The organism is Pseudomonas sp. NFACC13-1, assembly GCF_900104425.1.
GTDB classification, from domain to species: Bacteria; Pseudomonadota; Gammaproteobacteria; order Pseudomonadales; family Pseudomonadaceae; genus Aquipseudomonas; species Aquipseudomonas fluorescens_AA.
The window spans coordinates 56,330-69,924 of sequence record NZ_FMXV01000020.1 but is presented as its reverse complement, the minus strand read 5'-3'; the positions used below and the strand labels follow the sequence as shown (position 1 = coordinate 69,924).

Genomic DNA, 13,595 nt, shown 5'->3' with positions numbered 1-13,595 from the left:
GTGTGGTTATCCACAGAGCAAGTTACGCCTCGGCTTTTTTGGTCGCCGCTTCGATCTTACGCGTGATGTACCACTGCTGAGTGATGGACAACACGTTGTTCACAACCCAGTACAGCACAAGACCCGCCGGGAACCACAGGAAGAAGAAGGTGAAGATGATTGGCATCATTTTCATGACCTTCGCCTGCATCGGGTCCGGAGGCGTCGGGTTCAGTTGCTGCTGGATGAACATGGTCGCGCCCATGATGATCGGCAGGATGAAGAACGGATCCTTGATCGACAGGTCGGTAATCCACAGCATGAACGGTGCCTGACGCATCTCCACGCTTTCCAGCAACACCCAGTACAGCGACAGGAACACTGGCATCTGCACAAGAATCGGCAAGCATCCACCCAGCGGGTTGATCTTCTCTTTCTTGTACAGCTCCATCATGGCCTGGGACATTTTCTGCCGGTCATCGCCATGCTGTTCTTTCAGGGCGGCCAGTTTCGGTGCCACTGCACGCATGCGTGCCATGGATTTGTAGCTGGCGGCCGACAATGGGAAGAAGATCCCCTTGATCAGCATGGTCAGGAAAATGATCGACCAGCCCCAGTTACCCACGATGCTGTGGATATGTTGCAGCAGCCAGAAGATCGGCTGGGCAATGAACCACAGGAAACCGTAGTCGACGGTCAGTTCCAGGCCTGGGGACAACTGTTTCAGCACTGCCTGGCTTTTTGGGCCGGCATACAGGATGGCGCTGGTTTCGGCTTTCGCACCTGGCGCGGCAGTCAATGTCGGGCCGGTGTAACCGATGATGAAGTTGCCCTTGCTGTCTTTACGCGTCTGGACAACATTGCTGTCGCCCTTCTGCGGGATCCAGGCTGTTACAAAATAGTGCTGCAGCCAGGCAACCCAGCCACCTTGTACGGTTTCCTTGAGCTGGCCCTTGTCCATGTCCTTCATGGACACTTTCTTGTACGGCTCCGAACTTGTCCACAGGGCGGCGCCCAGGTAAGTCGCGGTGCCGGTGGCGGTGCTGGAGGAAGGATCGTCGCTGGCGTCACGCTTGAGTTGCGCGAACATCGCACCGGACCAAGGCTGGGTGCTCTGGTTGTCGATCAGGTAAGAGACGGTGACGTCATACAGGCCGCGTTTCAGGGTGAAACGCTTGATGTAGTTGACACCGTCCTTGCTGAACTTCAGGTCCACGACCAATTGGTCCTGACCGTCAGCCAGTTGATAAGTCTTCTTCTCGGCAGAGTAGACCGGGCGACCGGCCGGGTTCGAATCCGGGCCGTTGCTACCAATCAGGCCACTTTGGGCCAGATAGGTGCGCTCGTTACCGTTGTCGAACAACTGGAACGGGATGTCCGGATGATCCTGGCGACGCGGGTACAGCGGCAGCTTCAGCTGGGCGACGTCACCACCTTGTGGATCGATTGCCAGCTCGAGCACGTCCGTCTTGACCTGGATGAGATCTTTGCTTGAGGCCACAGGGGCTTCGGCAGGCGCGCTGGTATCGCTTGCCGCGCGTGGGACGTCGTCATTGCTGGCAGCATTGTTGCCAACGGGGGCATCCGGCAGGCTCGGTGCGGTATTGCTGGCTGCAACATTCTGAGTCGGCAGGGCAGCCTGCCCATAGTCCTGGTTCCATTTAAGGACCATGACGTAGGACACGATTGCCAGGGCGACGATCAGGATCGTGCGTTTGATATCCATGATTACTCGGCCATCGAAGAAGAACGGGAGGTAGGGATAGGCGGAACCGGGTCGTAACCGCCGGGATTCCACGGATGACAGCGACCTAAACGACGAAAGGTCAGCCAGCCACCGCGCAGTAGGCCATGATTTTCTATGGCTTCGTACGCGTAGCAGGAACAACTGGGGTAGAAACGACAGTGACTGGCCATCAAAGGACTAATGGCATAGCGATAAAACTGGATCGGAACGAGTGCCAGTTTACGCATCGGGACTGTCTACCCCTACAGTTTCGGTGTTGACTGCCGGTACTGGCTTGTTGCGCGCCAGACGTTTCCAGAGCTTGCCGAAATGCTGAATCAATTCGGGGTTTTCTACGTCACCCAAACCTTTGCGCGCGACGATAACGATGTCCCATCCAACCAGTGAATCCTGGTTCAGGCGAAACGATTCGCGCATCAGACGTTTGAGGCGATTGCGCTCAACGGAGAGCTTGACGCTCTTTTTCCCGATAACCAGCCCTAGTCGGGGGTGATCGAGATCGTTGTTGCGCGCAAGGAGCAGGAGATTTTTCCCCGGAACCTTGCCGGTAGGGGAGTCAAAGACTGCCTTGAAATGCCGGGGTGTAAGCAGACGCTTTTCCCGACTGAAGTCCTGACTCACCTCCAGTGCCGGATTATCAAACTGCCAGACGCGCACGACCTTTGGCGCGACGACGCGACAGGACGGCACGACCGTTCTTGGTAGCCATGCGAGCACGGAAACCGTGGGTACGAGCGCGTTTGATAGTGCTTGGTTGGAAAGTACGTTTCATGTCGTGTTACCTGGTTCGTCCACAACGGGCCGGAATGGCCCCCGTTTTAAGAGACCGGGGATTCTAGAGAAAGCAAGCCTCTAGGTCAATTTCCAACCAGCGTTTCCTTTAAATAGATATCCAGCCCCTTTCGACGGATTCATCACACAGCGCTAGATATAGAAATAAAGAAGGGAATTATTTAAAGCTTTTCTGTAAAGCTTATAAAAGCAAGGCTGCCACCTGTCTGTGGATAACCATGCCAAGGCCTTGTAATCCGCCATGTACAGAGAATGACAACTACAGGGGAAAGCAGTGGCCAGCCTGTGCTGCGCTGTCGGATAAGCTGTGGGTGGAATGGCCTGTTATCCACAGGGCGGTTATCCACCGAGTTTCGCCCCCACTTGTGCAACGACCCCAGGCTCGGTTATCCACAGAGCTTATCCACCGACCGTCGGTCGTCTTTCTCTCGGTTAACGCATTGATAAATCATGGGCAATGAGCAACCTGCGTGTGGATAAGTGCACGTCTGCTCGCTACAATGGCCGCTTGTTTTTGCCTCACCGGCTTTCAACTTAGGGGATATCCGTGTCAGTGGAACTTTGGCAGCAGTGCGTGGAGCTTTTGCGCGATGAGCTGCCTGCCCAACAATTCAACACTTGGATCCGTCCACTACAGGTCGAAGCCGAAGGCGACGAGTTGCGTGTCTATGCACCGAACCGTTTCGTTCTCGACTGGGTCAACGAAAAGTACCTGGGCCGGGTCATGGAACTGCTCGACGAGCACGGCAATGGCATGGCGCCTGCGTTGTCCTTATTAATAGGCAGCAAACGCAGTTCGGCACCCCGCGCCGCGCCCAATGCGCCGCTGGCCGCCGCGGCGTCACAGGCCCAGCAGGCTGCTGCCCCGGCCCCCGTGAACAACCACGCCGCCCCGGCGCCCGCGCCTGCCCCGAGCAAACGCAACACGCAAAAAGTCGCCGAAGTCAGCGAAGAGCCTTCCCGGGACAGCTTCGACCCCATGGCCGGTGCCAGCTCCCAGCAGGCTCCGGTGCGGGCCGAACAGCGCACCGTCCAGGTCGAAGGTGCGCTCAAGCACACCAGCTACCTGAACCGGACCTTTACCTTCGAGAATTTCGTCGAAGGTAAGTCCAACCAACTGGCCCGCGCGGCGGCCTGGCAGGTCGCGGACAACCCCAAGCACGGTTACAACCCGCTCTTCCTTTATGGCGGCGTCGGCTTGGGTAAGACCCACTTGATGCACGCCGTGGGCAACCATCTATTAAAGAAGAACCCGAATGCCAAGGTCGTGTACCTGCATTCCGAGCGTTTCGTGGCCGACATGGTCAAGGCGCTGCAACTGAACGCCATCAACGAATTCAAGCGCTTCTACCGTTCGGTGGACGCCTTGCTGATCGACGACATTCAGTTCTTCGCCCGCAAGGAACGTTCCCAGGAAGAGTTTTTCCACACCTTCAACGCATTGCTTGAAGGCGGACAGCAAGTCATCCTCACCAGTGACCGCTACCCGAAAGAGATTGAAGGCCTCGAGGAACGCCTCAAGTCGCGTTTCGGCTGGGGCCTGACGGTGGCCGTCGAGCCGCCGGAACTGGAGACCCGGGTCGCGATCCTGATGAAGAAGGCCGACCAGGCCAAGGTCGAGCTGCCTCACGACGCGGCATTCTTCATCGCTCAGCGTATCCGCTCGAACGTGCGTGAACTCGAAGGTGCCCTCAAGCGGGTCATCGCCCATTCGCACTTCATGGGCCGTGACATCACCATCGAGCTGATTCGCGAATCCTTGAAGGACCTGTTGGCGCTTCAGGACAAGTTGGTTTCTGTGGATAACATTCAGCGAACGGTTGCTGAATACTACAAAATCAAGATCTCCGACCTGCTGTCCAAACGCCGTTCGCGTTCGGTGGCACGTCCGCGCCAGGTGGCCATGGCCCTGTCCAAGGAACTGACCAACCACAGCCTGCCGGAAATCGGCGATGTGTTTGGCGGACGCGACCACACCACCGTGCTGCACGCGTGCCGCAAGATCAACGAACTTAAGGAATCCGACGCGGACATCCGCGAGGACTACAAGAACCTGCTGCGTACACTGACCACTTGATGACCACCAGCGCAGCTTATTAAGGCAAGGGACTAGACCATGCATTTCACCATTCAACGCGAAGCCCTGTTGAAACCCCTGCAACTGGTCGCAGGCGTCGTCGAACGCCGCCAGACCTTGCCGGTACTTTCCAACGTGCTGCTGGTTGTCGAAGGCCAGCAATTGTCGCTGACCGGTACCGACCTGGAAGTCGAGCTGGTTGGTCGTGTGCAACTTGAGGAACCGGCCGATCCGGGTTCCATCACCGTGCCGGCGCGCAAGCTGATGGACATCTGCAAGAGCCTGCCCAACGACGCGCTGATCGACATCAAGGTCGATGAGCAGAAGCTCGTGGTCAAGGCCGGTCGCAGCCGCTTCACCTTGTCCACACTGCCCGCCAACGATTTCCCGACCGTTGAAGAAGGCCCGGGTTCGCTGACCTGCAGCCTGGACCAGAGCAAGTTGCGTCGCCTGATCGAACGCACCAGTTTCGCCATGGCCCAGCAGGACGTGCGTTATTACCTCAATGGCATGCTCCTGGAAGTGTCGGCCGGCGTTATCCGCGCCGTTGCCACCGACGGTCACCGCCTGGCCATGTGCTCGATGCAGGCCGATATCGGTCAGCCGGATCGCCACCAAGTGATCGTGCCGCGTAAAGGTATCCTGGAGCTGGCCCGTCTGCTGACCGAGCCCGACGGCAACGTCAGCATCGTGTTGGGCCAACACCACATCCGTGCCACCACCGGTGAGTTCACCTTCACCTCGAAGCTGGTGGACGGCAAGTTCCCAGACTACGAGCGCGTGCTGCCAAAAGGCGGTGACAAGCTGGTCCTGGGCGATCGCCAGGCCCTGCGCGAAGCCTTCAGCCGTACCGCGATCCTGTCCAACGAGAAGTACCGCGGCATTCGTCTGCAACTGGCCAACGGGCAGTTGAAGATCCAGGCGAACAACCCGGAGCAGGAAGAAGCGGAAGAAGAAGTAGGCGTTGAGTACAACGGCGGCTCCCTGGAAATCGGCTTCAACGTCAGCTACCTGCTCGACGTGCTGGGCGTGATGACCACCGAGCAAGTGCGTCTGATCCTGTCTGACTCCAACAGCAGTGCGCTGGTGCAAGAGTCCGATAACGACGATTCGGCCTACGTTGTCATGCCGATGCGTCTGTAGTCGCTAAATGTCCTTAAGTCGCGTCTCGGTCACCGCGGTGCGCAATCTGCACCCGGTGACCTTCTCCCCTTCCCCCCGCATCAATATCCTTTACGGCGCCAACGGCAGCGGCAAAACCAGCGTCCTGGAGGCCGTGCATCTGCTCGGGCTTGCCCGTTCGTTCCGCAGCACTCGTCTGCTACCGGTCATCCAGTACGATCAACTGGCGTGCACGGTGTTCGGGCAGGTCGAACTGGCGGAAGGTGGCCATAGCGCCCTGGGGATCTCGCGGGACCGGCAAGGGGAATTCCAGATCCGCATCGATGGGCAGAACGCCCGCAGCGCTGCACAGCTGGCTGAGATCCTGCCGTTGCAGCTGATTAACCCGGACAGCTTCCGCCTTCTGGAAGGCGCGCCGAAGATTCGCCGGCAATTCCTCGACTGGGGCGTGTTCCACGTAGAACCGCGCTTCATGACGACTTGGCAACGCCTGCAGAAGGCGCTGCGCCAGCGAAACTCTTGGCTGCGACATGGTACACTTGACGCCGTTTCGCAAGCGGTTTGGGACAGGGAACTGTGCCAGGCCAGCGCTGAAATCGATGAATACCGCCGCGCTTACATCAAAGCCTTGAAACCGGTCTTCGAGCAGACCTTGAGCGAACTGGTTGAGCTTGAGGGCCTGACGCTCAGCTATTACCGAGGCTGGGACAAGGACCGGGAACTGAGCACCGTGTTGGCTGGCTCGCTGCAGCGGGACCAGCAGATGGGCCATACCCAGGCTGGACCACAACGCGCTGACTTGCGCCTCAGATTGGGTGCACATAACGCCGCGGACATCTTGTCCCGGGGGCAGCAGAAGCTAGTGGTGTGTGCCTTGCGTATCGCCCAAGGGCATCTGGTCAGCCAGGCCCGGCGCGGTCAGTGTATTTATCTGGTGGATGATTTGCCGTCCGAGCTGGACGAAGCCCACCGCCGCGCGTTGTGCCGCTTGCTGGAAGACTTACGCTGCCAGGTGTTCATCACCTGTGTAGATCACGAATTATTGAGGGAAGGCTGGCAGACGGAAACGCCAGTCGCCCTGTTCCACGTGGAACAGGGCCGTATCACCCAGACCCACGACCATCGGGAGTGAAGGCATTGAGCGAAGAAAATACGTACGACTCAACGAGCATTAAAGTGCTGAAAGGCCTGGATGCCGTACGCAAACGTCCCGGTATGTACATTGGTGACACCGACGATGGCAGCGGTCTGCACCACATGGTGTTCGAGGTGGTCGACAACTCCATCGACGAAGCCCTCGCCGGCCATTGCGACGACATCAGCATCATCATCCACCCGGATGAGTCCATCACCGTTCGCGATAACGGCCGTGGTATCCCGGTAGACGTGCACAAAGAGGAAGGCGTTTCCGCCGCCGAGGTCATCATGACCGTCCTCCACGCGGGCGGTAAGTTCGACGATAACTCCTACAAGGTCTCCGGCGGTCTGCACGGCGTAGGTGTATCGGTGGTGAACGCGCTGTCCGAACAGCTGGTTCTCACGGTGCGCCGCAGTGGCAAGATCTGGGAACAGACCTACGTCCATGGCGTGCCCCAGGCACCGATGGCGATCGTTGGCGACAGCGAGTCCACCGGCACCCAGATCCACTTCAAGGCGTCGAGCGAAACCTTCAAGAACATCCACTTCAGCTGGGACATCCTGGCCAAGCGGATTCGCGAACTGTCCTTCCTCAACTCTGGTGTCGGCATCGTCCTCAAGGACGAGCGCAGCGGCAAGGAAGAGCTGTTCAAGTACGAAGGTGGCCTGCGTGCGTTCGTTGAATACCTGAACACCAACAAGACCCCGGTCAACCAGGTGTTCCACTTCAACATCCAGCGTGAAGACGGCATCGGCGTGGAAATCGCCCTGCAGTGGAACGACAGCTTCAACGAGAACCTGTTGTGCTTCACCAACAACATTCCGCAGCGCGACGGCGGTACCCACTTAGTGGGCTTCCGTTCGGCACTGACCCGTAACCTGAACAACTACATCGAACAGGAAGGCCTGGCGAAGAAGCATAAAGTCGCCACGACCGGCGACGATGCCCGCGAAGGCCTGACGGCGATCATTTCGGTGAAGGTGCCGGATCCGAAGTTCAGCTCCCAGACTAAAGACAAGCTGGTGTCTTCCGAAGTGAAGACTGCGGTCGAACAGGAAATGGGCAAGTATTTCTCCGACTTCCTGCTGGAGAACCCGAACGAAGCCAAGCTGGTGGTCGGCAAGATGATCGACGCCGCCCGTGCCCGTGAAGCCGCGCGCAAGGCCCGTGAGATGACCCGCCGCAAAGGCGCGCTGGACATCGCCGGCCTGCCGGGCAAATTGGCCGACTGCCAGGAAAAGGACCCTGCCCTGTCCGAGCTGTACCTGGTGGAAGGTGACTCTGCTGGCGGTTCCGCCAAGCAGGGCCGCAACCGTCGCACCCAAGCCATCCTGCCGCTCAAGGGCAAGATCCTCAACGTCGAGAAGGCGCGCTTCGACAAGATGATTTCCTCCCAGGAAGTCGGCACCTTGATCACCGCCCTGGGCTGCGGCATTGGCCGCGAAGAGTACAACATCGACAAGTTGCGCTATCACAACATCATCATCATGACCGATGCTGACGTCGACGGTTCGCACATCCGCACCCTGCTGCTGACGTTCTTCTTCCGTCAGTTGCCGGAGCTGATCGAGCGCGGCTATATCTACATCGCCCAGCCGCCGCTGTACAAGGTCAAGAAAGGCAAGCAAGAGCAATACATCAAAGACGACGACGCCATGGAAGAGTACATGACGCAGTCGGCCCTGGAAGACGCGAGCCTGCACCTGAACGAAGACGCCCCGGGTATTTCCGGTGAAGCCCTCGAGCGCTTGGTCAACGACTTCCGCCTGGTGATGAAGACCCTCAAGCGCCTGTCGCGCCTGTACCCACAGGAGCTGACCGAGCACTTCATCTACCTGCCTGCCGTGAGCCTGGAGCAATTGTCCGATCACGCAGCGATGCAGGATTGGCTGGCCCAGTACGAAGTACGCCTGCGCACCGTCGAAAAATCCGGCCTGGTCTACAAAGCCAGCCTGCGCGAAGACCGTGAGCGTAACGTCTGGCTGCCGGAGGTCGAACTGATCTCCCACGGCCTGTCGAACTACGTCACCTTCAACCGCGACTTCTTCGGCAGCAACGACTACAAGACCGTCGTATCCCTTGGCGCGCAACTGAGCACGCTGCTGGACGAAGGTGCGTACATCCAACGGGGTGAGCGCAAGAAAGCCGTGACCGAATTCAAGGAAGCCCTTGAATGGCTGATGGCGGAAAGCACCAAGCGCCACACCATCCAGCGATACAAAGGTCTGGGTGAAATGAACCCGGATCAGCTGTGGGAAACCACCATGGACCCAAGCTCGCGCCGGATGCTGAAAGTCACCATCGAAGACGCCATTGGCGCGGACCAGATCTTCAACACCCTGATGGGTGATGCGGTCGAGCCTCGTCGTGACTTCATCGAGAGCAATGCGTTGGCGGTGTCCAACCTGGATTTCTGATCCTTCTGCCGCACCCTGCTCCAGCAAAAAAGCCAACGCACATGCGTTGGCTTTTTTTTACGCTGGAAAAATACCCAATCCTTCCAAGACCCAACGGTCACGAATGGGGTAACTGGGTAACACCCTGGCATAAAGCCTTCATTGTCAATGGGTTAGGAATTGGATGAAGGCCCCGGATACCGGGGACTTTGGATTTCCTGGCGCAAAACTTGCGTGTTTAATAACTTACACATCGTTTTTTTAAATTTACAGAAAGCGATGGGTCGAGGTGGTACGAATAAATCAAAATGCCAAGGGTAGTCTCAATGAGCGGTACGCAAACTTCCGATAATCTGGCGCAAGGGCTCAAGCCCCGTCATGTGACGATGCTTTCCATAGCCGGTGTGATTGGCGCCGGTCTGTTCGTCGGCTCCGGCCATGCGATCGCAGCGGCCGGTCCGGCCGTGTTGTTGGCCTACGCTGCCGCAGGTGCCCTGGTGGTGCTGGTGATGCGGATGCTGGGCGAAATGGCGGTGGCGTCGCCGGACACGGGGTCCTTCTCGACATATGCGGACCGGGCGATTGGTCATTGGGCGGGTTTCACCATCGGCTGGCTCTACTGGTGGTTCTGGGTCCTGGTGATTCCGCTGGAGGCCAACGCCGCTGCAACGATCCTGCACGCCTGGTTCCCGAACGTGGCGATCTGGGTCTTCACATTGGTCATCACCCTGCTGCTGACGGTCACCAACCTGTTCAGTGTGAAGAATTACGGAGAGTTCGAATTCTGGTTCGCCCTGGTCAAGGTGGTGGCGATCATCGGCTTCATCGGGCTGGGTCTGATGGCGATATTCGGTGTTCTGCCAACCAGCCAGGTCAGCGGTGTTTCGCACCTGTTCGACACTCAGGGCTTCCTGCCCAACGGCATGGGCGCGGTGTTGGGAGCGATCCTGACCACCATGTTTTCGTTCATGGGCACCGAGATCGTGACCATCGCCGCGGCCGAATCGAAGAACCCAGGCCAGCAGATTTCCAAGGCAACCAACTCGGTGATCTGGCGGATTGGCTTGTTCTATCTCGTTTCCATTTTCATCGTTGTCGCCCTGGTGCCATGGAACGACCCGCTCCTGGCCAGTGTCGGCTCCTACCAGACGGTGCTGGAGCGCATGGGCATCCCCAATGCCAAGCTGATCGTCGATATCGTGGTCCTGGTGGCGGTCACCAGCTGCCTGAACTCGGCGTTGTACACGGCTTCGCGCATGATGTTCTCGTTGGGCAAGCGCGGTGATGCGCCGGCCGTTTCCCAGCGCACCAACAAGAGCGGCACGCCTCACTGGGCGGTGATGCTGTCGACCGGTGCGGCTTTTTTGGCGGTGTTCGCCAACTACGTGGCACCGGCGGCGGTCTTCGAATTCCTGCTGGCCAGCTCTGGCGCCATTGCGTTGCTGGTGTACCTGGTCATTGCGATTTCGCAGTTGCGTATGCGCAAACAACGCATGGCTCGCGGTGAAAAAATCGCTTTCAGCATGTGGCTGTTTCCCGGCCTGACCTACGCGGTGATTGTCTTCATCGTCGGCGCCTTGACCATCATGCTGTTCCAGGAAGCCCATCGCGTGGAGATCCTCGCGACCGGCCTGCTGAGTGTCCTGGTGGTGATATCCGGCGTGTTGGTACAGCGTCGTCGGATCGCAAAAGCAGGAAGCCTGGTACCGACGATCGGGTGATACCTGTTGTGGCGAGGGGATAAATCCCCTCGCCACGGATGCATCCAATATCTAGCTCGCGACAGACGCCTCATTCCCCGCCACCACACTCTCCAACCGATACCCATAGCCGTAGATCGTCAGCAACTGCCAACCCCGATCCGCCGTCAGCCCGAGTTTGTTGCGCAGGCGATAGATGTGGGTGTCGAGGGGGCGGGACGAGGTCATTTCCTCGTGGGTCCAGAAGCGTTCGTAGAAGTATTCCCGGGACAGTGGCCGGCCCAGGTTGGCGAACAGGCACCGGGCCAGGCGGTATTCCCGTTCGGTCAGGCTGATGGGGATGCCGGCGCGGGTGATGGTCAGCTCGGCGTCGTCGAACGCCAGGTCGTTGAACACCAGCACGTCGCTGGCGGGCGCGCGTTGCAGGTTGTGACGGCGCAGCACGGCTGTGACCCGGGCCTTGAGCTCGTTGGGCCTGAAGGGTTTGCTCACGTAGTCGTCGGCACCGGTGTTGAGGGCCTGGACGATGTCGTGCTCACCGTCGCGGCTGGTCAGCATGATGGCGGCCGGTGGCGAATCCATGTGCTCGCGGGTCCAGCGCAGCAATGAAAGCCCGCTGATGTCGGGCAGTTGCCAGTCGAGGATCAACAAGTCGAAGGTTTCCCGCCGCAGTTGTCGCAACAAGTCTTCCCCTCGTTCAAAACTGTGCAGGGTCCAGGCTTGCTCGCCTCTGCCGGGGATTTGCTGCAGCGTCTGTTCTACCCGGCGCAACTCGGCCGGTTCATCGTCCAGTATGGCGACACGCATGGAATGCGATTCCTTGATCTCGAGAGTAACGGACATCTTCAGGTGGCAATGAAAGGCAGCCAGTGGCTGATTCATTGACCTGTCGCTGGCTGCGACAATACCGGCTCGCGACACAGAGGGAAAGGCAGCAGCGCGCCACCCATCGAGTCCGTTATAGTCGTGGGCTTTCAAGCCTGTCGACTTAGGCAGGCCAGTGAGAATATCCACAGTCCTTGAGTTCGGCCAGGAGGCCTATGAGTAACCAGCGTCGCCGTGAAAGTCGTGAACCTACCCAGGTTCAGCGGTTGTTTCGACAGTTGGTGCGGGAGTGGTTGTGGATAAGTCTGCTGCTGTTGCCGCTGACGGCCTTGTTGTCATTGAGCAGCCAATCCACAGGTCATTCAGGCGCCGCGTTGCTGTCCGTATGCCTGGTGGGTTGTGTGTTGGGCTTGCTGCTGTTGCGCCCGCGCCTGGCCCTGTGGACAACGGTGGGTGGTATGAGCCTGGCCCTGTTGATCAGCGCCATGCTGGGCGCGCGAGGGTGGTGGTGGTCGCCCATGGCGAGTGTGCTGGGGATCATGTTCGGCTACCTGATCTGGAACTGGCGACGGCTGAGCGTGGTGTTGGCCTACTTCGGTTGGGAACTGGCACGCCTGGACGCCGAGCCCAAGGTCTTCCCGGAGCGTCGCCGCGCCTCCTACACCGGTAGTGACCGTTTACAGGGTCAGATCATGGCCCTGGAACAAGCCATGAGCCGAACCCGCGACACCCGGCGCTTCATTGCCGACGGCCTGGAATACTTGCCGGTGGCAACCATGATCAGCGATCCCCACGGCAAGCTGCTGCTGGGTAATCGAAAGGCCCGCGAGCTGTTCGGCCATGGGCTGGCGGGCGGCGATGTGCTGGAGCACCTTGGGCAACTGGGTTATCCGGGGCTGGAGCACGGGGCGCATCACCGCTTATCCACATTGCCCCTGGTGGAGTTTCGCGACATTCGCGAGCGTAGCTTGCGCCTGGAACGGGCTGCGCTGTTGCCGGTGGATGGCGATGCGCCGATTGGCTGGTTGCTGAGCCTCACGGACCTGAGCGCCGAACGTGAGGCGGAAGAGCAGCGCAGTGTCATGCTGCGGTTCCTCTCCCATGACTTGCGCGCCCCTCACTCGGCAATCCTTGCGCTGCTCGATGTGCAGCGGCATCAGGCCGGTGGCGATCATCCACTGTTCGACCAGATCGAACGCCAGGTACGGCGGGCCCTGGACCTGACCGAGGGTTTCGTACAGCTGGCCAAGGCCGAATCCGAGGCCTATCAATTCCAGCCGACGCTGTTCGCCATGCTGGTGTTGGACGTGCTCGATCAGGCGCTGCCCATCGCCCAGGCAAAGCGTATCCAGTTGGTTCACGAAATAGAGGATGAAGACGCTATGGTGAGGGCGGATCAATCGTTATTGACCCGTGCCCTGTTCAATCTGCTGGAAAATGCCATCAAGTACAGCCCCCCCGACGCCTGCATTTCCCTGCAGGTTCATTGCATCTCGGGTTGGTTGATCTGCAATGTCGCCGACCAAGGTAAGGGCATCAGCGCCGAAGAACTGCCGGACCTGTTCAGTCAGTACCGACGGTTTTCCTCGGCCCACGGGGTCGATGGAATTGGCCTGGGATTATCGATGGTCAAGGCCGTGGTTGACCATCACGAGGGGAAAATCGAGTGTCGTAGCGTGGTGGGTAAAGGCACGACGTTCAGCCTGCGCTTCCCGTTATTGGAAGGTTGAGAAGATCGCAGCCTTCGGCAACTCCTACGGGATGTACCCAATCCCCGAAGGCTGGGATTTTTTGCTGCTATAAAAACTTATGCACCTGA

The 13,595-nt window shown here is 58.9% G+C and carries 11 protein-coding genes; 6 read left to right on the top strand and 5 right to left on the bottom strand.

All coding sequences use genetic code 11. From position 1 onward, the window contains the following. Positions 1-22: 22 nt before the first annotated feature. Genes yidC through rpmH form a run of 4 tightly spaced genes read right to left on the bottom strand, consistent with a single transcriptional unit; the run spans position 23 to position 2,498 of the window. Positions 23-1,705 carry a membrane protein insertase YidC gene (yidC, locus tag BLQ55_RS22130; protein WP_092257039.1) on the bottom strand — a complete coding sequence of 561 codons (1,683 nt, stop codon included), beginning with the start codon at positions 1,703-1,705 and terminating at the stop codon, positions 23-25. 2 nt (positions 1,706-1,707) lie between these two features. Next, a complete protein-coding gene (yidD, locus tag BLQ55_RS22125) occupies positions 1,708-1,953 on the bottom strand; it encodes a membrane protein insertion efficiency factor YidD (protein ID WP_010465488.1) in 246 nt (81 codons plus the stop codon). Continuing rightward, positions 1,946-2,347, bottom strand: coding sequence for a ribonuclease P protein component (rnpA, locus tag BLQ55_RS22120; RefSeq protein ID WP_218130119.1), 402 nt, complete (start codon positions 2,345-2,347; stop codon positions 1,946-1,948). Before rnpA ends, yidD begins: the two co-directional genes overlap by 8 nt. 16 nt (positions 2,348-2,363) lie before the next feature. Further along, a complete protein-coding gene (gene rpmH / locus BLQ55_RS22115; protein ID WP_003213577.1) occupies positions 2,364-2,498 on the bottom strand; it encodes a 50S ribosomal protein L34 in 135 nt (44 codons plus the stop codon). A 567-nt stretch (positions 2,499-3,065) separates the two neighbouring features. Between rpmH and dnaA the strand changes: the two genes are divergently transcribed. From dnaA to gabP, 5 genes are all read left to right on the top strand, one after another. Further along, positions 3,066-4,595 (top strand): chromosomal replication initiator protein DnaA, encoded by a 1,530-nt coding sequence (gene dnaA, locus BLQ55_RS22110; RefSeq protein ID WP_092257036.1) that lies wholly within the window; start codon positions 3,066-3,068, stop codon positions 4,593-4,595. Positions 4,596-4,634: 39 nt separating this feature from the next. Next, positions 4,635-5,738 carry a DNA polymerase III subunit beta gene (gene dnaN, locus BLQ55_RS22105; RefSeq protein ID WP_003196145.1) on the top strand — a complete coding sequence of 368 codons (1,104 nt, stop codon included), beginning with the start codon at positions 4,635-4,637 and terminating at the stop codon, positions 5,736-5,738. Positions 5,739-5,745: 7 nt separating this feature from the next. Further along, complete coding sequence (recF, locus tag BLQ55_RS22100) at positions 5,746-6,849, top strand: DNA replication/repair protein RecF (protein ID WP_003196148.1); 1,104 nt, start codon at positions 5,746-5,748, stop codon at positions 6,847-6,849. Between the two features lie 5 nt (positions 6,850-6,854). Then, on the top strand, positions 6,855-9,272 hold the full coding sequence (gene gyrB / locus BLQ55_RS22095; RefSeq protein WP_072407669.1) for a DNA topoisomerase (ATP-hydrolyzing) subunit B: 2,418 nt from the start codon (positions 6,855-6,857) through the stop codon (positions 9,270-9,272). A gap of 305 nt (positions 9,273-9,577) precedes the next feature. Continuing rightward, a complete protein-coding gene (gabP, locus tag BLQ55_RS22090; RefSeq protein ID WP_092200174.1) occupies positions 9,578-10,972 on the top strand; it encodes a GABA permease in 1,395 nt (464 codons plus the stop codon). A gap of 51 nt (positions 10,973-11,023) precedes the next feature. Here the strand turns inward: gabP and BLQ55_RS22085 are convergent, their stop codons facing one another. Further along, positions 11,024-11,758 (bottom strand): response regulator transcription factor, encoded by a 735-nt coding sequence (locus tag BLQ55_RS22085; RefSeq protein ID WP_092257033.1) that lies wholly within the window; start codon positions 11,756-11,758, stop codon positions 11,024-11,026. Between the two features lie 233 nt (positions 11,759-11,991). Between BLQ55_RS22085 and BLQ55_RS22080 the strand changes: the two genes are divergently transcribed. Then, positions 11,992-13,506, top strand: coding sequence for a sensor histidine kinase (locus tag BLQ55_RS22080; RefSeq protein WP_092257030.1), 1,515 nt, complete (start codon positions 11,992-11,994; stop codon positions 13,504-13,506). The last annotated feature ends 89 nt before the right edge of the window (positions 13,507-13,595 follow it).

What these genes read in the sequence shown, in the direction of transcription:
- recF (WP_003196148.1), top strand. Translation starts at nt 5,746, where the DNA reads ATGTCCTTAAGTCGCGTCTCGGTCACCGCGGTGCGCAATCTGCACCCG.
- BLQ55_RS22080 (WP_092257030.1), top strand. Translation starts at nt 11,992, where the DNA reads ATGAGTAACCAGCGTCGCCGTGAAAGTCGTGAACCTACCCAGGTTCAG.
- dnaN (WP_003196145.1), top strand. Translation starts at nt 4,635, where the DNA reads ATGCATTTCACCATTCAACGCGAAGCCCTGTTGAAACCCCTGCAACTG.
- rpmH (WP_003213577.1), bottom strand. Translation starts at nt 2,498, where the DNA reads ATGAAACGTACTTTCCAACCAAGCACTATCAAACGCGCTCGTACCCAC.
- BLQ55_RS22085 (WP_092257033.1), bottom strand. Translation starts at nt 11,758, where the DNA reads ATGCGTGTCGCCATACTGGACGATGAACCGGCCGAGTTGCGCCGGGTA.
- yidD (WP_010465488.1), bottom strand. Translation starts at nt 1,953, where the DNA reads ATGCGTAAACTGGCACTCGTTCCGATCCAGTTTTATCGCTATGCCATT.
- yidC (WP_092257039.1), bottom strand. Translation starts at nt 1,705, where the DNA reads ATGGATATCAAACGCACGATCCTGATCGTCGCCCTGGCAATCGTGTCC.
- gabP (WP_092200174.1), top strand. Translation starts at nt 9,578, where the DNA reads ATGAGCGGTACGCAAACTTCCGATAATCTGGCGCAAGGGCTCAAGCCC.